The sequence below is a fragment of the Micromonospora sp. NPDC049004 genome (assembly GCF_040649315.1).
Taxonomy (GTDB): Bacteria; Actinomycetota; Actinomycetes; order Mycobacteriales; family Micromonosporaceae; genus Micromonospora.
Window position 1 is genome coordinate 1 of record NZ_JBEZFG010000006.1, and the last position, 22,075, is coordinate 22,075.

Genomic DNA, 22,075 nt, shown 5'->3' on the forward strand with positions numbered 1-22,075 from the left:
CGATCTGCTCCCGCTCCAGCGGACTCAACCTCGACGCCATAACCACCCCAACGACGATCACGAAAGGGTGTTGCAACCATCGGTTGAGCCCGCCGCGCGAACGGAAACTGTCCAAGATCTGGAGTTGTCGGCGTCGTCAGCCGGCCTGCCCCAGATCTGGGGCAGCTCGACAGGCGACGCTGGGGAAGGTTGGGTCCCGAGCGCGGCAGCCGTGACCGTGTCAGTCGGCCGCGTGCGGCGGGCGAGCGGGCGGCGGGCGGTGAGCGAGCGCACGGCGGGGCGAACGGCAAGCGAGCGCACGGCCGGGCGAACGGCGAGCCGACCGCGAGCGGGCGACGGGCGGCTAGGCGAGCGGGGGCGGGCAGGGCGGGGCGAGCAGAACGGGCGGGGCGAGCAGAGCGGGCGGGGCGAGCAGGGCAGGGCGAGCAGGGCAGGGCAGGGCGGCGGGCGGAAACGGGTCGCGTGTCCGTGGCGGTCTGGGTGATGATCTCGCGGTGCGGATGCATGCCGACCAGATGGACGTGAGCGCGGACGTTGTTGCCGCGCTGGTGGCCGAACAGTTTCCGCGTTGGCGGGGGCTGTCGGTGCGGCCCCTCCGTTCGGCCGGCACCGTGAACGCCCTGTTCCGGCTCGGCACCGAATTCGTGCTGCGGTTTCCGCTGCGGCCCTCTGCCGACCCCGCGCTGCGCGACGAGCTGCGGCGGGAGCAGGAACACGCCCTGCTGCTCGCCGCGCACCTGCCGATCGCGGTGCCCGAACCGCTCGGCCTCGGTGCGCCGGGCGACGGCTACCCCGGGTCGTGGACGGCGTACCGGTTCATCCCCGGGGAGACGGCCCGGGCCGACCGGATCGACGACCCGGACGTCTTCGCCCGTGACCTGGCCGCCGTCGTGGTCGCCCTGCACGGCATCGACACCGGCGGACGGTCGTGGCCGGGGTCCGGCCGGGGTGGGCCCCTGGCGGACCAGGATGCCGGCGTACGGGCCGCCCTCGCCGTCAGCGGCGAACTCACCGACACCGACGCGCTCGCCGAGGTGTGGGACCGGTGCCGGAGCGCGCGCCGGAACGATCCGGCCGACGTGTGGATCCACGCCGACCTGATGCCGGGCAACCTGCTCGTCCGCGACGGGCGGCTGGTCGCGGTCATCGACCTGGAGTCGGTCACGGTCGGCGACCCCGCGGTGGATCTGATGCCGGCGTGGAACCTGTTGGACCTCGGGCCGCGGGAGACGTACCGGCGGGCGTTGGGCGTGGACGACGCCACCTGGGAGCGGGGGCGCGGCTGGGCCCTGGAGCAGGCGATCAACGCGCTGCCGTACTACGTCGACACCAACCCCGTGATGGCCGGCATCGCCCGGCACACCCTGCGGGCCGTGCTCGACTGAGTCGGGGCGTACCGTCGGCTCGTGGGTGAGGACGACGGCCGCGAGTGGCGGGAGCGGCAGCAGCGCGCGGTGCGGGCGCACGCCGACGCGGACGCGCGGCGGCGGGCCGCCGAACAGGCGCAGGCCGCGGAACTGGTGGCCTGGTTCGTGGCCGAGGCCACCCGGCGCGGGCTGCCGACCACGCGCCTGGTCGCCCGGGGGTACGACGGGCGCGGGCGCTACCGGACCGGGCTGACCGGCTGGTACGTCGACCGGGCCGAGACGCGGGCGGTGGACGTGGCCGGGCGGTTCCACCTGCTGACCGTGCCGGGTGGCCTGCGGGCCCGACTCCTCGGCGTCGATCCGCAGCCCAGCCCGCCGCCGCTGGTGGTGGGGGCGGGTGGCCGCGACGGCGAGTCGATCCCGCTGCGGACCCTGCTCAACCGGCGGCTGACCGACGGGACCGACGAGCCAGGTTCCACCACCAGAGCTGCTGCACCACGAGCGTGAGCAGCCCGGCCACGACGATCGCGCACACGTTGATCACCAACTGGAGGGCCGAGCCGCCGGCCTCGTCCCACACTCCGTAGGCGGCGGCGACCGCCACGTTCGCCGCGGCCGGGACCGTCGTCACCGAGATCAGTACCCCGACGAGGCTGCCCGACTTCTTCGAGGTCAACGAAAGCATGCCGGCCACGCCGGCGAGCAGGCCGACGACCCAGGACAGCGCGTCCGGTCGCCAGATGAAGTCGGTGAGCGGCCGATCGGCGAGCAGCATCTCCTTGCCGACCAGCCCGGCGGCGGTCAGGGCCCAGGTGCTCAGCACGGTCGCCACCATGGCCGCCAGGAAGCCGACCGTCAGGGCCTGCACCGACCGGCCGATCACGCCGAGGCGGCGGCGCAGCAGCGCCACGCAGAGCGCGGCGAGCGGGCCGAACTCGGGGCCGACCACCATCGCGCCCACGATGAGGATCGGCTGGTCCAGCAGTACGCCGATGCCGGCGATCATCGTCGCCACGATGATCAGCACCAGGTAGGTGCCGGACAGCTCGGTCTGCTCGCCGGTCTTGGCGGCGATCTCGTCCCAGACCACCGCGTCGGCGCCACTGCCGGGCGCCTCCTCGGCTGCGCGGTCGGCCGCCGCCGAGATGGTCAGCTCGACATCGTCGGCGGCGATCCCTCCGCGCGCCTCCACGCCGAGGCGCTGAAGGCCCTGGAGCACGTTGTCGGCGCTCTCCCGGACCACGTCGCACTGGATGAGGTCACCGCGGGGCTGCCGGGCGACACCGGGCAGCACCACCAGGTGGGTCACGCCGGGGTCGGCGGCCAGCAGGTCGGCGACCGCCTCCGACTGGTCCTTCGGAGCGATCACCCTCAGATGCAGCCACCCACAGGCTCCCTTCGCGCGTTGAGCCCACCGGTGGGCGCGGCTCGCAGCACTGTAGCCGCCGCTGACGGGGGCTCGACGCGAAGAGTCTTCCGGGACCGACACCCCCACGGCGAGTGGTATATCCCGGAATCGGCCTCGAAAGGCCAAAACGCATGTATGGGAGCTGTGCTGGTGGTACAACCGGTTTGTCAGTTTGGCCCGGCGACGGCGGGAGTCATCCGAGCATGAGCAAGGTCTACCTCTCCCCGCCCGACGTCGGTCAGCTTGAGGAGTCGTACGCGCTTGCCGCCATCCGCTCCGGCTGGGTGGCGCCGCTGGGTCCCGATGTCGACGCCTTCGAGGCCGAGCTGGCCGAGCGGATCGGGACGTCGTACGCCGTTGCCACCAGCTCCGGCACTGCCGCCCTGCACCTGGCGCTGCTGGCGGTCGGCGCCGGCCCCGGGCAGGTGGTCGTCATGCCGACGCTGACCTTCGCGGCCACCGCCAACGCCGCCGTCTACACCGGCGCCGAGCCGATCTTCGTGGACTGCGATCCGATGACCGGCAACATCGACGTGGACCTGCTCGAGTCGCTGCTCGACCGGCTCGACGCCGAGGGGCGGCGGGTCGCGGCGGTCGTGCCGGTGGACATGTTCGGCGTCTGCGCCGACTACGACCGCCTGCTTCCGGTGTGCGCCCGCGCCGGCCATCCGGTCATCGAGGACGCCGCCGAGGCGCTCGGCGCCACCCGCTCCGGCCGGGCCGCCGGGTCGTTCGGCCGCGCCGGGGTGCTGTCCTTCAACGGCAACAAGATCATGACCACGTCGGGCGGCGGCATGCTGCTCACCGACGACGCCGAGCTCGCGGCCCGTGCCCGGTACCTGGCGACCCAGGCACGACAGCCCGTCGCGCACTACGAACACACCGACATCGGCTACAACTACCGGCTGAGCAACGTGCTGGCGGCGATCGGGAGGGCGCAGCTGTCCCGGTTGGACGGCATGATCCGCCGCCGCCACGAGCTGCGCGACAGGTACGCCAAGCTGTTCGCCTCGGTGCCGGGGGTTCGGCTGCTCGGCGACGGAGATCCCGGCGCCAACTGCTGGCTGACCACCATCGTGGTGGAGCCGGAGATCTCCGGGTGGTGGCCCGGGGAACTGGCCGCGCACCTCGCCGCCCAGGACATCGAGACGCGTCCGGTGTGGAAGCCGATGCACCTGCAACCCGTGCACGCCGGGGCGGAGGCGGTGCTCACCGGCGCTGCCGAACGGCTCTTCGCCACCGGCCTCACCCTGCCCAGCGGCTCGGCGATGGCCGAACACGAGGGCGAGCGGGTCCGCCGGGCCATCGACGAGTTCCTGGGCCGCCGGTGACCGACGGATTCGCGGTGACCGGTCCCGGCGCCCCGGCCGCCCTGCTGGACACCTCCTGCCCCGACGTGTACTTCACCGCCGGCTACGGCCGGGCAGCCGCCGAGACCGAATCGGGCAGCTGGCAGACCATCCACGAGTACGACCGACTCATGCTGCCCCACGTACTGCGGTCGGTGAACGACACCGACGCCGACGCCGCGAGCCCGTACGGCTACTCGGGTCTGCACGTCGACGCCGGCTGCACCCCCGCGGACCTGGCCCGCTTCTGGTCCCGTGCGGTCGCCCACTGGCGGGACGCCGGCGTCGTCACGCTCTTCCTGCGCTTCTCGCCGCTGGATCCCGCCTCGGTCGAGGCGGTCCGGGGGCTCGCGTCCGTCGAGTTGACCCGCCGAGCCGACACCGTCACCGTCGACGTGTCGCCGGGGCCGGACGAGGTGTGGGACGGGATGGAGGGCCGATCCCGCACCGCCATCCGCAAGGCCCGCAAGAGTGGTCTGACCGGCACCGTCCGTCCCGCCCGCCAGGAGGACCTGCTTCCCGGTACGCCCTTTCGCCGGCTCTACGAGTCGACAATGATCCGGCTGGGCAGCCAGCCCTGGTACCTGTTCCCGGACCGCTACTACCGCCACCTTGCCGCCGGGCTGGACAAGGCGCTGTCCATCGTGGAGGTACGCGACGCGGACGCCGCCGTGGTGGCGGCCGCCCTCGTGCTGCGGCACCGGGACCGGGCCCACTACCACCTGGCCGGGTCCGACCCGCTCGCCGCGCGCGCCGGCGCCAACAACCTGCTGGTCTGGAGCATCCTGGAGTGGGCTGCGGAACACGGGTGCCGGCTGGTCCACCTGGGCGGCGGCGTCCGAGCCGACGACGGGCTCTTCCAGTTCAAGCGCTCCTTCGGCGGCGCCCGCACCCCGTTCTGGACGGGCTCCGCTGTCATCGTCCCGGCCCGCTACCGGGAGCTGGTCGCCGCGCGGGCCCGACGGCTGGGCCGTACGGCCGAGGACCTGGAGTCCAGCGGCTACTTCCCGGCGTACCGGGCGGGTGTCGCATGAACACGGCGACCCTCGACACGCAACGTCGGATCAAACGGCTCATCGACGTCGTGGTGAGCCTGACCATCCTGGTCGTGCTCTCTCCGGTGCTGGCCCTGGCCGCGGTCCTGATCCGCCGGCAGCTGGGCGCCCCGGTCCTGTTCCGCCAGCAACGGACCGGCCGGGCGGGCCGCCCGTTCACCGTCTACAAGCTGCGCACGATGACCGACGAGCGCGACGCGCACGGCATGCTCCTGCCGGACGGGGAACGGTGCAAGGGCATCGGTCTGCTGCTGCGGCGGGCGAGCATCGACGAGCTGCCCCAGCTGGTGAACGTGCTCAAGGGCGAGCTCAGCCTGGTCGGGCCGCGCCCGCTGCTGCCCCGGTACGACCCGTTCTACACCGAACGGGAACGGCTGCGCTTCGAGGTGCCCCCGGGGATCACCGGGCTGGCGCAGATCCACGGGCGCAACGGGCTGGCCTGGAACGAGCGTCTCGAACTGGACGTCGTCTACGTCACGAACTGGTCGCTCGGGCTGGAGCTGCGGATCATCGCCCGCACCGTCCGCGCGGTCCTCAGCGGTGCCGGCGTCGCGACGGACCCGTCGGCGCAGATGCTGGACCTCGACCGGGAGCGGATGCTGACGTGACAGTCCTGGTGCCGCGGACCGGCATCGTCACCGTCGACGAGCCGACCGATCCGCACCTCGACGGGATCGTGGAGCTGCTCCGCCAGTCCATACCCACCGGGTGCGCGGGTCTGACGCCGTACCACGCAACCGACTTCGCCGCCTTCCTCGGCGCGGCCGTCGCCCCGCCCAGCGATCTCCGTACGGTCGTGCTGCGCTGCGTCCGCGACGCCTCCCGGGTACGCGCGGTCGCCGACTGGCGGGTGCTGGGGCGGCGACTCTTCCTCAACGGCATAGCTGTCGCCGCCGGGCAGCGGGGACGCGGGTGGGGCGGACTGCTGCTCGACGACGGGTACGACCTGGCACGCCACCTCGGGTGCGCCGACCTCGCGCTGGACGTGTCGTTGGGAAACCCACGGGCGCGGCGCCTCTACGAGCGACGCGGCTTCACCGACGAGTCGTACGCACAGTGGACCGAGGTGCGACTCGATGGAGTCGCACCCGATCCCACCGTCCGCCTGCTCGACTGGCCGTCGTTCGCGGCGCACCACTCGGCGTACGGCTTCGGCGATCTTCGGATCGGGTGGGCGACCGGCACGACGAGCGTCCGTGTCGTCGGCGCGTCCCTGCGTCTCGCCGCGGACGCGCCCGGCCCGGGTCTCGCCGCCGCCCTGGCGGAGGTCGTGCCGACCAGCCGCTGCTATCGGATCAGCTCGACCCGCAAAGCCGAGGCCGGGACGGCCGACGGGTTCGCTCATTTTGCCCGGATGTCGCGTCCGGTCGAGCTGCGGGGCTGAGAGCTCCGGAGCTGAGCACAGCGCCCGGCGAGGCAGTACGCGAAAAAGACAACTGATCAATAAATAGGAGGTATCACTACACAAGGCGTAAAAGCCACCGCCGGTCCTGGCGGCCGAACGATTGGGACGAGGACACACATGCCGCGGCACATCGAAGAAGAACGACGCTCGGAACGGGCCGGAGTGCGATGGGGGGCGGTGCCCCGGGCGGCTGTGCTCCTCGGCACGGACGGTGGCGCCTGGATCGTCGGGGTTGTGCTGGCCACCTGGGCGCGGTACGAGTTCGCCCTCACCGCTGGCGAACTGACGCGCGCGGTGACCCTCGGTGGCATCGCGGCGGTCCTGCACACCGGGTTGGTGCCGCTGCGGCGGCTCCGCTCGGGCCGGCACCCCGTCGGCAGCCTCCACGAGGTCCAGCGTGTCGTCGGCACGGCGATCACGATCGCGGGCATCCTGACCGTCGGTCTGTTGCCGCTCGCCGAGCGACCGGTACCCGCCAGCACCCCCCTCATCGGTGGCGCGCTGGCCGTGCTGTTCATGCTCGCCGCGCGGTTCGTCTACCGGCACCGCCACGATCTGGCCATGCGCCCCGACGTCCGCTCGGCGACGCCGGTGCTGCTGTTCGGTATGGGCGACGCGGGCCAGGGCCTGCTGCGGGCCATGCTCGGCGACCCGCGCGGACGGTACCTGCCGGTCGGCGCGCTCGACGACGATCCGGAGAAGCGCGACCTGCGCGTCGGCGGGGTGCGGGTGCTGGGCGGCCGCCACGACGTCGGCGCTGCCGTCCGACGTACCGGAGCCGGTGCCGTGATCTTCTCGGTCGCCAACGCCGACGCCGCCCTGATCCGTCAGATCCGCGAGGCGACCCTCGAGACGGGCGCCGCCTTCAAGGTGCTGCCGCCCGTGCGGGACCTGGTGGACCACCGGATCACCGTCACCGACGTCCGCGACGTGCAGATCAGTGACCTGCTCGGCCGTCGTCAGGTCGTCGCCGACCTGCCGCTGAGCGGCAACAGCCTGACCGGCCTGCGGATCCTCGTCACCGGCGCCGGCGGCTCGATCGGCTCGGAACTCTGCCGACAGGTCATGAAGGCCGACCCGGGTGAGGTGATGATGCTGGACCGCGACGAGACGGCCCTGCACAGCCTCCAGATGTCGCTGGCCGGTCGTGCCCTGCTCGACGGCCCGGAGCTGATCCTCGCCGACCTGCGCGACGACGAGGGCATCCGCCGGATCATCCGCGAACGCCGGCCGGACGTCATCTTCCACGCGGCGGCGCTCAAGCACCTCACCCTGCTCCAGCGGCACCCCGGCGAGGCGGTCAAGACGAACGTCTGGGGCACGCTGTCGGTCCTCGACGCCTGCCGGGACGTGGCCAAGTTCGTGAACATCTCCACGGACAAGGCGGCAAACCCGATCAGTGTCCTCGGTTACTCGAAGCGAATCACCGAGCTGCTGACCGCGCACGCCGCGTCGCGGTTTCCGGGCACGTTCCTCAGCGTCCGGTTCGGCAACGTGTTGAGCAGCCGGGGCTCGGTGGTGACAGCGTTCCAACGGCAGATCGAGGCCGGGAACCCCTTGACCGTCACCCACCCGGACGTGACCCGCTATCTCATGACCCTCCAGGAAGCCGTCCATCTGGTTCTCCAGGCCACGGAGATAGGCCGGGACGGGGAGGCTCTGGTGCTGGACATGGGCGAGCCGGTGCGCATCGCCGACCTCGCCCGGCAGATGGCCGACCATGCCACCAGCAGCGTCCCGATCGTCTACACCGGCCTGCGGCCGGGCGAGAAGCTGCACGAGGACCTGCTCGGGGCCGGCGAGATCGACACCCGGCCGCTGCACCCTCTGGTGTCACACGTGACGGTTCCAACGCTGGACCCGAGGGAGGTGCGCGGGCTCGACCCGTACGCCGAGCCGGCGAAGGTCGTCGAGCAGCTCGCCCTGCTCTGCGCCCAGCCGACGCCGCCGGTGGTGAACGGTCCGCTGGGCGTACCGCTGCAGTCACGCTGACGATTGCCACAGGGCCGGCCACCGCGGTTCGCGGTGACCGGCCCTGTCGCCTGTCCGGCTGATGCTGCCCGGTTCGGCGCCGGCTGGTTCGGCGCCGGCGGGGTCAGCGGCGGATGCCCGCCCAGTCGTGGTGCCGGCGGACTGTGGAGAGGATGAAGTCGACGACCCGCCGGGAGGTGTCCGGCACCTGGTAGTCCACCGGGCAGGGGACCCCCTGCGCGGCGACCTGGGCCACTGTCACCTCGACCGCCTCGACCACGCCCTGCGGGTCGAGACCGGTCATGATGATGCCGCCGGCGTCGAGCGCCTCCGGGCGTTCGATCGACTCGCGCAGCGTCACCGCCGGGAAGCCGAGGATGGCGGACTCCTCGCTGACGGTCCCGCTGTCCGACAGGGTGCAGTACGCCCTGGTCTGCAGGTGCACGTAGTCGAGCAGGCCGAACGGCTCGTGGAAGGCGATGCCGTCCAGCGTGGTGGCGTCCGGGGCCAGCGCCTCCAGCCGCTTGCGGGTCCGCGGGTGCGTGGAGACCAGCACCGGCAAGCCCCACCTGTCGCGCACCGCGACCAGGCAGTCCAGCAGCCGGCGGAGCCGGTCGGGGCGGTCCACGTTCTCCTCGCGGTGCGCGCTGACCAGGAAGTACCCGCCCGGTTCCAGCTCCAACTGCCGCAGGATCGTCGAGCTGGCGATCGACGCCCGGTAGTGCTCCAGCACCTCCCGCATCGGCGAGCCGGTGTGCAGGATGCGGCGCGGGTGCAGGCCCTCGGCGAGCAGATTGCGCCTGGCGTGTTCGGTGTAGACCAGGTTGAAGTCCGCCACGTGGTCGACCAGCCGACGGTTGGTCTCCTCCGGCACGTTCAGGTCGAAGCAGCGGTTTCCCGCCTCCATGTGGTACACCGGCACCCGCATCCGCCGCGCCATCAGCGCGGCGATGCAACTGTTGGTGTCGCCCAGCACCAGCAGCGCGTCCGGCCGCAGCTCGGCGATCGCCTGCTCCATGCCGACCAGCACGCCCCCGAGGACCCGGCCGAGCGACGAGGTGTCGACCTCCAGGAACCGGTCGGGCTGGCGCAGCCGCAGCTCGGTGAAGAACACGTCGGACAACGTCGGGTCCCAGTTCTGCCCGGTGTGGACCAGAACGTGGTCGACCGTGTCGTCGAGCCGGGCGAGCACCCGCGACAGCCGAATGATCTCCGGTCGAGTGCCGACCACAGTCATGATCCTGGTCATGCCCGTCCTCTCTGCGCAGCCACCTTGGTCAGGATGTCCTCGAACTGGTCGACGCCCACCCGCAGCGACATCCGCTCCTGGTAGACGTGTCGGGCCCGGCTACCCATCTCACGCCGGACGTCGCTGGGCAGGTCGGCCGCCGCCACGAACTGGTCGGCGAGCGCCCGCCAGTCCTCCGGCGGGCAGACCAGACCCAGCCCGGCCGAGCGGACGAGGGCGGCGGTGTCGCCGCCCGCCGCGGCGATCACCGGCATGCCGCAGGCCAACGCCGCTTGGAGCTTCGACGGGACGGCGGCCCGCAGGGCGGGCACGTCACGCAGACACACCAGCTGCCAGTCCGCGGCCGCGGACAGCTGGGCCATCTGATCGGGCGGGTGCCTGCCGATGAACCGCACGTTGTCGGCGCCCAGCTCGGCCGCCAGCCGACGGGCCGCGTCCTCGCCCGCGCCGGAACCGACAAGCACCAGGTCCAACCGGTCCCGGGCAGCGGCCGCCGCCCGGATGGCCGTGCCCAGGCCCTGCAGCAGCCCGAGGTTGCCGGCGAACATCACCGTGCACCGCCCCCGATGACCCAGCACCGCACGAGCCTCGGCGGTGACCGGCACCGGCCGGAACAGGGCGTCGTCGGTCCAGTTCCAGACCACGCGCACCCGGTCCGGGTCGGCGCCTCCCGCCACCACCCGCTCGGCCATCGTCGGCGAGATCACCACGATGGTGTCCGCCAACCGGTACGTCGCCCGCATCAGGGCCCCGACTGCCCCGTCCAGGGAGCGACCGGCCCGGCCGGTGGGCGCCATGCCGGAGTGCGTCACCGAGTCGGGCCACAGATCCTGCACGTGCAGGACCATCGGTGTCCGCCGGGTGGCACGCAGCAGCGCCGCGGCGGCGACGGCCGTGGGTGGCGGGTGGTAGACGTACGTGACGTCGACGTCGGCGAGCCACCGCGCCCCGGGCACCGCGCTGCTGGCGCCGAAGGACAGCAGGCTCAACGCCCGCCGCAGGGCGGAGGCGTCATGACTCGGATAGGCCGGCACCCGCCGGACCGCCACCGGCCCGTCGGTTTCGCGGTGCCCCCAGCGCTGCCGCCAGCCGGGGTAGATCCGGCCGTACGGGTAGCTGGGAAAGGTGGTGAGCACCCGCACCTGGTGGCCCCGATCGGCGAGCCCGGTGGCCAGGTTGCCGGGGATGAACGCCCCCTCGGGGGGATACCACTGGCTGATCAGGCCAACCTTCACCCGCCGACCGCCACCGGTGCCGTCCGGGTCGCCTCCACCGGCTCGGGCCAGGTGTCCGGTCGGTCCGGGTCGAACAGCTCGTTGGTCCAGAACATCGTCACCAGGTCGTCCGAGCCGGTGTTGACCAGCTTGTGCGCCCACATCGTGGGCATGTCCACCAGCACCGGCTCGTCGCCGCTGACCGGGAACCGCAGCACCTCGGTGTCATCGACCCGGCGCAGACTGATCTCGGCCGAGCCGCGCAGCACCACGAACCGTTCCACCTTCGCCAGGTGGAAGTGCTCACCGCGGGTGATGCCGGGGCGGGTGGTGGAGCAGAACGTCTGCCCGGCGCCGCCGTGCGCCTTGACCGTCTCGACCAGCTCGCCCCGGGCGTCGGCCCGGCGCGGCAGCGCGAGCGGGTAGTGCGCCGGGAAGCAGTGTGACCGGTAGGTGTTGAACAGCCGCACGTCGTGCCGGCCCACCAGGGATGGGAACTCCCCGGTCCGGTAGGTCGCGGCCATGCCGGTGAGCAGGCTGGCCAGAGCCTGCACGCCGATCCGCACCGGCGGCATGGCCGGATCCCACGAGCCGCCCGCCGGCACGCCGACGAGCCGGGCGGCCGCGTCGGTGACGTGCACGAGGCTCAGCTCGCGGTCGGCGTGCACCTCCGGCCGGCCACCCTCGGCGAGCACCCGGCAGAACGTCGCCACTGCCGAGTTGTAGTACGGACGCCCGTGCTCGCCGTACAGGTTCGGCAGCAGCACGTCGTCGACCTCGATGCCGGTGGCCGCCAGCACCCGCGCGGCGGTGGCCTTGGCGTCGCCGTACGGGGTGCCGTTGCCGGCCTGCACCGAATTCGCGTAGACCACCCGGGCGGGCGGATTCGCACAACGCTTGAGGCCCTCGGCGAGCTGCGCGGCGAGGTGGACGTTCCCGGCCGCGACATCGGCCGGCTCGCCCCGGTTGACGCCGGCCAGGTGCAGCACGCGGTCGACCCCGGCCACCTTCGCGGCGACCACGTCGGGATCGGTGAGGTCGGCCCGGGTGAGCACTACCGGTTCGGGCCAGTCCAACGCCCGCAGCAGCACGCGCACGTGCCAGCCGAGGAACCCGCCGGCGCCGGTGACGGCGAGCCTCAGCACGCCAGCACCGGATCCCGCAGCGCCAGCTCCGCGCGTACCTCGGGCAGCGTCTTCAACAGCGCGATGATCTCGGGTACGCCGAGCTGCGGCGCGTTGGCCGAGTTGAAGTCCTCGCTCGGCCCCTCGCTGAGGTCACCCTCGGAGACGTACAGCGCGTAGTTGAGGTCGCGGGCGTCCAGCGGCACCCGGAGGAAGTCGCCGAAGTCCTCGGCCTGGGCGAGTTCCTCCCTGCTGGCCAGCGTCTCGGCGTGCTTCTCTCCGTGCCGCACGCCGATCACGTCGAGCTTGGCGGGCACGTCGAAGAGGTGGCAGACCGCCTCGGCCAGGTCGCCGACGGTGCAGGCGGCGGCCTTGCGGATGAAGATGTCGCCGGGCCGACCGTGGTGGAAGGCGTGCTCGACCAGCTCGACCGAGTCGGCGAGCGACATCAGGAACCGGGTCATCCCGGCGTCGGTCACGGTGGGCGCACGACCGGCCTTGATCTGCTCGATGAACAGGGGGATCACCGACCCCCGCGAGTACATGACGTTGCCGTAGCGCACGCAGGAGACGGTGGTGCTGCTGTTTGGGTTGTTCCGGGCGTGCGCCTGGGCGACCTTCTCCATGAGGGCCTTGCTCATGCCCATCGCGTTGACCGGCTGGACGGCCTTGTCCGTGCTGAGCACGACTACCGATCCGACGCCGTTGCGCTCGGCGGCCTCGATGACGTTGGCGCTGCCCAGCACGTTGGTCCGTACGGCCTCCAGCGGGAAGAACTCACACGACGGCACCTGCTTGAGGGCGGCGGCGTGAAAGACGTAGTCGATGCCCCGGCTGGCCTTGAGCACCGAGTCGTAGTCGCGCACGTCGCCGACGTAGTAGCGAACCCGTTCGTCGCCGAACAACCGACGCATGGCGTCCTGCTTGGCTTCGTCCCGGCTGAGCACCCGGACCTCACCGGCGCCACGGTCGAGGAGCCGGCGCACCATGGTCTGGCCGAAGGAACCCGTACCGCCGGTGATGAGAACGCGGCGTCCGGTGGTCGAGAAAGTCACAGCTTGCTCTCCGTCTCGCTCTGGCAGAGGTCCACATGCCGGTGGGCACGTCAGCCGGGCCGCCGGTCACACATCGGGCAACGAGCCCAAGCGGCCACGGAAACGCCCAAAGTTCGCATTAGTGAGTGCCGACCGTGAAGCTCCCCGGAGAGGTCGAGCTGTCCGACTCGTGAGGCCGATGTCGGTAGAAAATCGTGAAAGTCCGAATCGCCACGATAGAAACTGGTAGGACTCATTCAGCGTCTTCCACGCGCATCTGCCGAAGCCTTGGCGCATCGCCCCTGCCGGTACCTGCCGTCGCACGTCGAGACCCCCGCCCCGCCCTAGGAGCAACATGCCTGACCGCAGCCCAGAGCACACGCCGGCGCACGGCTTGGTACACCTGGGTGAACCCTGCACGCCGCAGGAAAAGACCGACGTCAAGGCACTGGTCGCCGTCGAAGCGAGGTTCGTCAGGACACCGGATGGGGCGATCTGGACGCGAGAAGGACCCGCCTACGGCTTCTTCACCCGCTACCTGTCTGCCTTCGACGAGGTGGTGGTACTCGCCCGCGTCGCGGACGTGGCATCCGTGGCCCCCGGCTCCCATCGGGTTGACGGACACCGGGTGACGGTGCGGCCTGTCCCCCACTACCTCGGGCCCTGGCAGTACCTTCGGCGCCGGCGCGCTGTCGTTCGCGCCTTGCGTGCGGCAGACGATCCACATGCCGTCCTCATACTTCGCGCGCCCACGGTACTGGGATCGCTGCTTGCCACCACGCGTGACCGCTCGGGCCTCCCCTACGCAGTCGAGGTGATGGCGGACCCCTTCACGGTTTACGCGCCGGGAGTGGTCAACCACCCACTACGCCCCTTGTTGAGACGGCGATACACGAACATGCTCCGGCGCCAGTGCCGGGCCGCGACAGGTGTTTCGTATGTGACCGAGCGGTACCTGCAGTTGCGGTACCCGCCGGGCCCACACGCCGTCACCGCCGCGTACTCAAGCGTGGAAATGCCGCCCGATGCCTACGTGGCCGCACCGCCCCTGCCTCGGCACCGCGACGAGTACGTCATCGTCTCCGTCGGGTCGCTGGAAATGCTGTACAAGGGCATCGACACCTTGATCAGGGCACTCTCCCGGCTGCTCGCGGCCGGGCTGCCGGTGCGCTGTGTCCATATCGGAACCGGCCGACAACAGGCTCACCTGGAACGGCTCGCCACGCAACTCGGCGTGCGGGACAAGATTCAATTCCTCGGATCCGTGCCCGCAGGCGAGCAGGTACGCCAACACGTTGACGCGGCCGACGTGTTCGCCTTGCCGTCGCGGACCGAAGGTCTCCCCAAAGCGCTGGTCGAGGCAATGGCTCGCGGACTGCCTGCCATCGGATCCTCGGTGGGCGGCATCCCGGAACTGCTCGCCGAGGAGGACATCGTGCCTCCAGATGACCCTGCTACCTTGGCGGATGCGATAGGGCGACTACTGAACGATCCCGCACGGCGGGCCCAAGCTTCGGCTCGAAACCTGACACGCGCCCGGGACTTCTCCCAGGCCACGCTCGATCGACGACGCAATGACTTCTATCGGGCTGTGCGGGAAGCCGCCGCCGAGCAGGACTGCGAGATGGAGCGAATCTTGCACCAGAGATCGCGTCGTGACGGTTCGGCCTCGACAGCGCTTGAGGGAGAAGCAGTTCGATGAGCAGCTTCACGACGTCGTTCAGCCCCAGCAGCCCTGCCCGCTCAGGCCCAGGCCAAGGCCCAGGCCGACCACCCCACCTCTCTGCTCCGCGTCACGCGTCGGACAGATTCCGAAATGGCGCTCGGTACGCCCCGAACCCAGCCGGGAAACTGCTGAGCAGAGACGTTCCGGGCCTGGCGTTGATGTGCGCCGCAGCCTTCATGGCGGCCTGGTCGCCGAAGCTGGCCAACACCTACGGAGGCGCACTGGCGGTGGCCGCCGTCCTGCTGAGTTCACATCTCCCACGATTTCGTCTTCCCGACGTGCTTGCGGGTCTCACCGCCGTGTGGGCACTTGGCAGCGCGCTGCTCGACACAGTTGACCCTCCAGCCACCCGTTGGCTTGCCTACATGTACGCATCGGCATGTCTGGTCTTCATCGCGGCGCGGCACATCATCAGGAACAAGTCGTATTTCATCACGGTGGCCTACGCGCACCTGGCCGGCTGCGTCGCCACGTGTTTCACGTTGATCACCGGGGCGCGGGGCAATGCCGACCAGCGCGACGCGATCCTCGACTACAACGTTCGGTACGGCGTGGACGGCATCAACATCAACTACACCGCGTACAGTCTGGCGACCGGGGCGGTGCTCGCAGTCGTCCTACTACACGTCGGCCCCCGCTCGCGGGCGATGCGGGCGGTGCTCGTCGTCACCCTTCTGGCGTTGGCATACGGCGTTCTACTGACGGGTTCCAAAGGCGCCACGCTCGGGCTCGTACTGGGCGCGGCGATCCTCGCTCTGTCCCGCATCACGTCGAAGTTCGCCTGGACGATGACGCGCGTCTGCGTTCCGGTGTTGATCCTGCTGCTTCCGTTCACCGCTGCCAGCCTCTTCAGCTCGACGGCGCAACGGCTCGACGGTCTCTTCGGCCGTGAGACCGGCGACCTGTCCGGCAGGCTCGAAGTGTGGCCGGTCGCCATATCGGCGTGGATGGAGCATCCGTTCGCGGGCCTCGGTCCTGGCGTCTTCCGACTTGAGAATCCCTACCAGATCGGCCCGCACAATCTCCTCCTCACCGTCGGTACCGATCTCGGTCTGATCGGCGTTCTCCTCTACGGGTCGACCATGATCGCAGCCCTGACCTACGCCGCCCGAAACGCCGGTCACACCGGTCGAGTGCTCGCCGGTCTCTTCGCGACGAGTCTGCTGCCGATCTGGCTGAGCGGGCACTGGGAGTACGCACAAGGCGCCTGGCTGGTGTTGGCGCTTCTCTCCGTCGTCGGGATTGCCTCGAACGCGCACCTGCAGAATGGCGGGCGTCATCGATCGACGGAACTCCGGGACGAGTTCGGGGGCGTCAGCCGTCCTCTGGCTTACGGGATACGACCTGCCAGGCCGGTGCGGTGACCGGCCGTACCAATGGTCACGGTCGAGCCGTCTCCAGAAGCACGGAAAGCTGCGGAGCGTAGCCGCGGTAATCGAACGACTCCAGCGCCTGCGCCCTGGCAGCCCCTCGCATGGCATCCCGCTGGGCCGGGGCCAACTCCAGCGCGGCGTGTAAGACGTCGGCCAGTTCCGTTTCGGACCAGCCGTCACAGACCAAGCCCTCGACGCCGTGACGCAGATAGTCACCAAGGTCACTGGTCAGATTAGCGATCACCGGTGTGCCGTTGGCGAGGCTTTCGCAGAACTTCGTCGGAAAACCAGCCTGCGCGAACCGCTCCGGCCGACGCAGAATCACGCTGAAGTCGGCTTCCCTCAGTGCCTGCGGCATCTCCTGCTGAGCGAGCCGACCCCGCACGTCGACGCCCTTCGGGAGCCGCTCAAGCCCCGCAAGGTCCCGCACCTGCGTCGCCGTGGGGCCGTAGATGTGCAGTTCGATCGCGGCCCCCTGTCGCTCGAGCCGGTCGACCGCACGGACCATCGTGCCCAGCAGGTCCTTGCGACCTGGAGTGCCGAAGTAGACCAGGGACAGGTCGGCCGCCTGACGCCGTACGGCGGGACCGACCCGCAGGGTACGCACGTCGAGCGTTGGCGGTACGCGTACCACGTTCGTGCCGAGCCCGCGGTAGTAGTCCTCAAGATAGGAGCTGATCGCGACGATGCCGGCACAACGCGGATAGAAGTAGCGCATCGCGGATTCCGAGCTCAGATGCAACGGGCCGAGGAAACCGCCGCGCAGGTGCCGAGGGTCGTACCATTCCACGACGTCGGCCAACAGCGGAACCCGGTTACGCCGGCACCAGCGGCGTAAGTGGAGCATGTACTGCGCGGCACCGCCGTAGACCATCACGTGCGACGGTCGCGTCGGCTGGGCGTCCAACCAGTCGACCGTGCGCCGCCCGAGCCGTACAGCAAAGTGGGCGGCCCTGGCCAGCAGCGAGCCTCCGACGGAGGCTGTCTCCCCGAGCCCGAGATAGGAGACGGAACCTGGCCCGTCGACGCCCTCCAACGTGCTGATGGCTTGAGGGCCATCCTCGCCGCTCGCTACCACAACGTGGTACCCGGAGCTGGCGAGTGAGCTGGCGATGCCGACGACACGCCGGGAGCCCGGCTGCCCCCAGGGAAACTGGAACGGACCGACGTACGCCAACCAGTCTCGGTGGCGGACCATGGACTCATCCATTGCTGCGCTCCCGCTCACTCAGCTCCGCGACAGCGCCCGCGTCGGTCCTGCTGGCCTCGGCCAGGAACTCGGCGAAGCGCTTGCTGAGCGTCTCCCGGCGGTGGTGCCGGCGGGCGTACCCCAGGCCGTTGCTGCCCCAGGTGTGGCGCAGACCCGCATCTCGGAGTAGCCGCAGAGCACGCGTCATCGGCTCCGACCCTTCAGCTCCCACCACGACACCAGCCCGCGCCTCGGCAATGTGTCGCATGGATGCGAGTTCCTCGGGGCCGAAGCCGAGGATCGGGCGCCCGGCCGCGAGGTACTGCGGGATCTTCGTGGACAGCGACAGTCGGGTGTAGCGCCGGTGGCCGGGCGCAAACGACTCGACGTGTACGAGGACATCCGCGGCCTTGAGAATCTTGGGCACTTCGTCGCTGTGCAGCCAACGGTCAAGGTGGACGGATCGGCTTCCGGTGAACGCCTCGCGGAACTGCGCGAGGTCGCGCTCCGGTGCATAGACGGTGAGCCGCAGCGGCGGTAGGTCGCTGGCGAACTGGTCCAGTGCCTCGGCGATCCGCGCCAGCGGCCGCCATCGGCCCAGATGCAGCCCACCGACGTAGACCAGTTCCAGCGGCTGCGAGGAGGGGCGCGAGCTGTCCTGGGCCGAGCCGTCGGCGAAGTCGGCGTCATCCACACAGTTGGCGAAGGCGCCAAAGGGAATGCCGTACTGCCGTTGGTACTCCTCGGCCATGGGCAGGCTGATACACATGCCGCGCGGTGCTCTTCGCACCGCCGCGCGAAGCGTACGCAGCAACGATGCCCGGGCCAGCCCGAACAACTCCCCCGAGCCGTAGTTGGTCGTCGGCCAGTCGTCCATGAAGTGCGGTACGAGGGGCACGCCCACAGATCGGGCGATCTTCGTGGCGAGCCTGTTCACACGGACGCTGCCCAACAGTGAGTAGACCAGATCGGGCTGGTGTCGGCGCAGCCACGGTGCCAGATCGTCCGGAAACCGGCAGGGGGTCAGGTCAGCCGCAGCGCGCAGCTGCGCGACGAGGCGAGACGTGGGACCTCGGTTGGCCGCCAGCGCCCCTGGTGCTCCCAGCGTGGCTCGCGATCCGCCGGAGGCGGCGAGCATCGAACGCAGAGCGTGGTCGACCGGATAGTTCCGTAGCCCGAAGTGGTAGAACGACGTGCACACGTCAGTGGTGCGTGGTGCGTCGACGGTGTGCACCTGCGCGAGCCGATCGGCCGGCCACCCCTGAAAGAGGTTGGAGAGCGTGATCCCCTCATTCGTCGAACGGCTGAACGGTTTCGCCCCCACCACCAGAACTCGTGGGTGACCATCATCGAGTCTCAAGCGCAACCTCACGTTCGGTCGACTGCGGTTCGGACATCGTCAGCGCCCTGCGGTAGCCGTAGATGGCGGCCGGCAGCACCGTGATCAAATACGCGGCCACGGCCACGTAGGGCAGCGCGGTGATTCCCCACAGGGTCGCGGCCCACCACTTCCCGATCAGCGAGAGAACCAGGTAGGCCACCCACCCGAGCAGTTGCGGGCGAACGACTCCCATCGCGTTCTGCACCATGAACCGGGGCGAGATGCCCGCGAGCAGCACCCACCACAGCGCCAGACCGCCGAGGAGCCACCGGTCCCCGCCAAACGGAACGGAGAGCCAGGCAGCGAAGAACGGCCCTCCGACGATCACCAGGACCACCGAGGGCACGAGAGTTATGGCAGTGGAGATCAACGTCATCCGGCGTACCGTCCGGTAAACCCATGCCAGATCGTGTCGGGCAAGGGCTTCGCCGTTCGCCGGCCAGAGCGGCACGTTCACCAGGCCGACCAGCATTCCGGCCTGAGCCAGCACCTTGGCCGGCACGGCGTACGCAGTGACCTGCTCCAGGCCCAGGGTCTGCGCGATGATCAAGGTATCCGCGTTGTTGGCCGCCGACATCACCACGGTCAGCACGAAGAACATTCCACTGAGCCGGAGCAGCCTTCGGGCGAGGGTCCGGTCCACCTGACTGAGCCGCGGACAGATCTCCGGTATCCGATGCCCGTAGACCCACACGGAATTCGCCAGGTTCGCGAGAAGCGGACCGATGACCGCCGCTCCGACCACGATGACGGGCGGCTGCTTCGTCCAAACCGCCGACAACACAAGCGGCAGGGCCAGCACAGCGCCCGCCGCTTGCCACATGTTGCTGATGGAGACCTGCTGGAAGGCGTACTGAACGCGGATGATCAACGACAGCGGAATGTTCAGCACCACGGCGGTCAAGCCGACCAGCACCATGCCGCGGACGTCTGCCGGGCTCATGTTGCCCGGCAGACCGAGCAGGGAAGCCCACGGCACCACCGGCGCCATCAGCCAGAGCAGCACGCACAGCATCACCGCCAGCGGCACCAGGAGGAAGTACGCGCTGGACAGGTACCGGCGGGCACCCTCGCTGTCGCCCGCACCGTGGCACAACGTCAGCTTCGTCATCAAGCCGTTACCCAGGCCGAGGTCGGCGAACGCGGCCATCCCGGCCAGCGCCAGCACGGCAGCCCACAGGCCGTAGCGCTCCGGGCCCAGGTAGGACAGGGTGACGGGAATCAGGAGCAGCGGCACCACGACGCCAAGGGCCCGGCCAGCAACGGCAGTGGCTATCCCGGCCGCGAGGCGACGGCTACGTTCAGCACCCTGCCGATCGTCAGAGGATGAAGCGTCGGCCCGCTGAGGGCTCCCGTTCTGCGAGACGTCGGGGGCGAGGGTTCCCTGGGGTGCGCGATGCATGTCGGATGTCAGTGTGCGGCCAAGACGCGCTCAGACATCCAGGCGACGGTCGCCTCCAGCCCTTCCCGCATCGAGTAGCGACGCAGGGAGGGGAACAGCTCGCGCAGTCGGCTGGAATCTGCCTGCGAGTCACGGACGTCTCCCGGGCGGGCCGGTTCGTGCACCCGGTCAAGCGGGCGTCCCAGCACGGATTCCAGCTCTGCTACCAGTTCGAGGAGGGAGACACGCGCTCCGAAGGCCAGGTTCACCGCATCGGGCGCGGAGACTCGTCGGACGATCGCGTCCATGATGGTGGAAGTGACGCTACCGACGTAGGTGAAGTCACGAGTTTGCCCGCCGTCGCCGTGAATCCGCAGGGGCTGGCCCGCCAGAGCCGCGGATACGAACTTCGGCACCACGGCGGCGTACGCGTGGTGCGCGGCCTGCCGCGGACCGAAGACGTTGAAGAAGCGGAACGCCAGGACCGCGTGGCCATAGCAGGAGGAGTGGGCGAGGGCGTATGCCTCCGTCGCCAGCTTGGACACCGCGTACGGGCTCACCGGCATCGGCCGGAGCGTCTCCTGACGGGGCAGGATCGGGTTGGCGCCGTAGACCGACGACGAGGAGGCGACGATGACGTGCGGGACGTCATGCCGTCGTACCGCCTCCAGCACCATCAAGGTGCCCGTCGCGTTGGCGTGATGGCTGGCAAGAGGGTTGTCGATGGACCTCGGGACGGACCCCAACGCACCGAGGTGCACCACACAGTCCGCGCCGGTCAGCGCCTCATCGAGGACCTTCGTATCGAGGACCGTGCCGCGCAGCAACCGGACTGGTAGATCAGCGAGATTGTCCACCGATCCGGTCGAGAGGTCGTCCACCGCAATCAGCTCGTCCATCAGCGGGTTGTCGACGAGCTCCCGGAGGAGGTTGGCACCGATGAATCCCGCGCCCCCCGTGACGATTACCTTCAAGACGTTCTCCTCGCTCACCTTGCGGCCACGGCGACCGGGAGCGGCCGAGTCCGTCTCCTTCAAGCAACGAACAGGATTCGCGCAGGTCACGGCAGGTGAGTCGGGCAACTGGGCTCGGCCAGCAGACGGCGAGGACCGGCGGCACCGGCATTGCGCCACGCCCGTCAGTGGGTCGCGATGCCGTAGATCTTCTTGATCGCCTCGGCCTTGGCCTGAGCTGGCAGGTGCCCGATCCGCAGGGATTTCTCCTGAAGTCGAGCGAGGTACTCGTCTGTGGTGCGGATGGGCCGAGCCGGCACACCCACGGCCACGGTGTTGTCGGGGATGTCGGTGGTGACAACTGCTCCGGCTCCGATCACGCATCGGTCTCCGATGGCGACGCCCGGCATGATGAGCGACCGCATCCCGATGTAGACGTCGTCACCAACTGTGATCGGAGCGGTCCACTCCAGGTCCGGGCACTCCTTTCGCAGGATCAGCGTCCCGCCGTCATGCGTGACGAACTGCACGCCGGCCGTGACGTGAACATTGTTCCCAAGGGTGATCAGCCAGGGTTCGGAGCCGAACATGCCCAGGCTCATGCCATAGAACGTCACCCGCCCCCTCATGTTGACGCCGACCATCCGGGCGTAGGCCTGCGGGTCACGGGCCGCGACCCATCGACCCCGGATCAGCCTGACGGCGGCACGAAACTGGCTGCGCACGGCTCTCCTCAACTCGAAAAACCCACCTGAACACCAGCCGCAACGATCCCCGACCTGGGCAGAGACGGGCAAATGCCGTTATTCATGCTTAAGCGGACACCAGCGCAGGCTTCCCGGCCGCCAGCGCCACCCTGGCCGTCGACGGGCAGCAGTACGGCCACTCCCGCGCCG

19 protein-coding genes are annotated in these 22,075 nt (G+C 70.0%); 9 read left to right on the top strand and 10 right to left on the bottom strand.

Annotated features, from left to right (window positions below):
* Nucleotides 1-500 precede the first annotated feature (500 nt).
* Nucleotides 501-1,385, top strand: coding sequence for an aminoglycoside phosphotransferase family protein (locus tag AB0B97_RS18835; protein WP_357495684.1), 885 nt, complete (start codon nt 501-503; stop codon nt 1,383-1,385).
* 21 nt (nt 1,386-1,406) lie between these two features.
* Complete coding sequence (locus tag AB0B97_RS18840) at nt 1,407-1,874, top strand: hypothetical protein (protein ID WP_357494997.1); 468 nt, start codon at nt 1,407-1,409, stop codon at nt 1,872-1,874.
* On the opposite strand, the gene AB0B97_RS18845 is transcribed toward AB0B97_RS18840, so the two are convergent.
* Nucleotides 1,804-2,736 carry a DUF389 domain-containing protein gene (locus tag AB0B97_RS18845; RefSeq protein ID WP_357494999.1) on the bottom strand — a complete coding sequence of 311 codons (933 nt, stop codon included), beginning with the start codon at nt 2,734-2,736 and terminating at the stop codon, nt 1,804-1,806. The genes AB0B97_RS18840 and AB0B97_RS18845 overlap by 71 nt on opposite strands.
* 242 nt (nt 2,737-2,978) lie before the next feature.
* On the opposite strand from AB0B97_RS18845, the gene AB0B97_RS18850 reads away from it, so the two are divergent.
* From AB0B97_RS18850 to AB0B97_RS18870, 5 genes are all read left to right on the top strand, one after another.
* Entirely contained in the window at nt 2,979-4,106 is a 1,128-nt protein-coding gene (locus AB0B97_RS18850) for an aminotransferase class I/II-fold pyridoxal phosphate-dependent enzyme (protein ID WP_357495001.1), read from the top strand.
* Between the two features lie 14 nt (nt 4,107-4,120).
* Nucleotides 4,121-5,158 carry a GNAT family N-acetyltransferase gene (locus AB0B97_RS18855; protein WP_357495003.1) on the top strand — a complete coding sequence of 346 codons (1,038 nt, stop codon included), beginning with the start codon at nt 4,121-4,123 and terminating at the stop codon, nt 5,156-5,158.
* On the top strand, nt 5,155-5,787 hold the full coding sequence (locus AB0B97_RS18860) for a sugar transferase (RefSeq protein ID WP_357495005.1): 633 nt from the start codon (nt 5,155-5,157) through the stop codon (nt 5,785-5,787). Before AB0B97_RS18855 ends, AB0B97_RS18860 begins: the two co-directional genes overlap by 4 nt.
* Nucleotides 5,784-6,563, top strand: coding sequence for a GNAT family N-acetyltransferase (locus AB0B97_RS18865; protein ID WP_357495007.1), 780 nt, complete (start codon nt 5,784-5,786; stop codon nt 6,561-6,563). The genes AB0B97_RS18860 and AB0B97_RS18865 overlap by 4 nt, the downstream gene beginning before the upstream one ends.
* Before the next feature lie 138 nt (nt 6,564-6,701).
* Nucleotides 6,702-8,576, top strand: a complete 1,875-nt coding sequence (locus AB0B97_RS18870; protein ID WP_357495008.1) for a nucleoside-diphosphate sugar epimerase/dehydratase — start codon at nt 6,702-6,704, stop codon at nt 8,574-8,576.
* 103 nt (nt 8,577-8,679) lie between these two features.
* Here the strand turns inward: AB0B97_RS18870 and wecB are convergent, their stop codons facing one another.
* The 4 genes from wecB to AB0B97_RS18890 are packed head-to-tail and all read right to left on the bottom strand — an operon-like array spanning nt 8,680 to nt 13,197.
* Nucleotides 8,680-9,804, bottom strand: a complete 1,125-nt coding sequence (wecB, locus tag AB0B97_RS18875; protein ID WP_357495010.1) for a UDP-N-acetylglucosamine 2-epimerase (non-hydrolyzing) — start codon at nt 9,802-9,804, stop codon at nt 8,680-8,682.
* Nucleotides 9,801-11,039: a glycosyltransferase family 4 protein gene (locus AB0B97_RS18880; RefSeq protein ID WP_357495011.1), complete on the bottom strand. Its 1,239-nt coding sequence runs from the start codon at nt 11,037-11,039 to the stop codon at nt 9,801-9,803. Before AB0B97_RS18880 ends, wecB begins: the two co-directional genes overlap by 4 nt.
* Nucleotides 11,036-12,163, bottom strand: coding sequence for an NAD-dependent epimerase/dehydratase family protein (locus AB0B97_RS18885; protein ID WP_357495013.1), 1,128 nt, complete (start codon nt 12,161-12,163; stop codon nt 11,036-11,038). The genes AB0B97_RS18880 and AB0B97_RS18885 overlap by 4 nt, the downstream gene beginning before the upstream one ends.
* A complete protein-coding gene (locus AB0B97_RS18890; protein WP_357495014.1) occupies nt 12,157-13,197 on the bottom strand; it encodes an SDR family NAD(P)-dependent oxidoreductase in 1,041 nt (346 codons plus the stop codon). Before AB0B97_RS18890 ends, AB0B97_RS18885 begins: the two co-directional genes overlap by 7 nt.
* A gap of 334 nt (nt 13,198-13,531) precedes the next feature.
* Here AB0B97_RS18890 and AB0B97_RS18895 point away from each other — a divergent pair, with 334 nt between their 5' ends.
* Nucleotides 13,532-14,878, top strand: a complete 1,347-nt coding sequence (locus tag AB0B97_RS18895; RefSeq protein ID WP_357495015.1) for a glycosyltransferase — start codon at nt 13,532-13,534, stop codon at nt 14,876-14,878.
* A gap of 182 nt (nt 14,879-15,060) precedes the next feature.
* On the top strand, nt 15,061-16,266 hold the full coding sequence (locus AB0B97_RS18900; protein WP_357495017.1) for an O-antigen ligase family protein: 1,206 nt from the start codon (nt 15,061-15,063) through the stop codon (nt 16,264-16,266).
* Nucleotides 16,267-16,282: 16 nt separating this feature from the next.
* Here AB0B97_RS18900 and AB0B97_RS18905 read toward each other — a convergent pair whose 3' ends face one another.
* The 5 genes from AB0B97_RS18905 to AB0B97_RS18925 all read right to left on the bottom strand — a co-directional run bounded on the left by AB0B97_RS18905 (nt 16,283) and on the right by AB0B97_RS18925 (nt 21,904).
* Entirely contained in the window at nt 16,283-17,485 is a 1,203-nt protein-coding gene (locus AB0B97_RS18905) for a glycosyltransferase (RefSeq protein WP_357495019.1), read from the bottom strand.
* Nucleotides 17,478-18,791, bottom strand: a complete 1,314-nt coding sequence (locus AB0B97_RS18910; RefSeq protein ID WP_357495021.1) for a glycosyl transferase family 1 — start codon at nt 18,789-18,791, stop codon at nt 17,478-17,480. Before AB0B97_RS18910 ends, AB0B97_RS18905 begins: the two co-directional genes overlap by 8 nt.
* Nucleotides 18,792-18,810: 19 nt before the next feature.
* Nucleotides 18,811-20,247, bottom strand: coding sequence for an oligosaccharide flippase family protein (locus tag AB0B97_RS18915; RefSeq protein ID WP_357495023.1), 1,437 nt, complete (start codon nt 20,245-20,247; stop codon nt 18,811-18,813).
* 8 nt (nt 20,248-20,255) lie between these two features.
* Nucleotides 20,256-21,218, bottom strand: a complete 963-nt coding sequence (locus AB0B97_RS18920) for an NAD-dependent epimerase/dehydratase family protein (protein WP_357495024.1) — start codon at nt 21,216-21,218, stop codon at nt 20,256-20,258.
* Between the two features lie 146 nt (nt 21,219-21,364).
* Nucleotides 21,365-21,904 carry an acyltransferase gene (locus AB0B97_RS18925; RefSeq protein ID WP_357495026.1) on the bottom strand — a complete coding sequence of 180 codons (540 nt, stop codon included), beginning with the start codon at nt 21,902-21,904 and terminating at the stop codon, nt 21,365-21,367.
* Between the last annotated feature and the right edge of the window lie 171 nt (nt 21,905-22,075).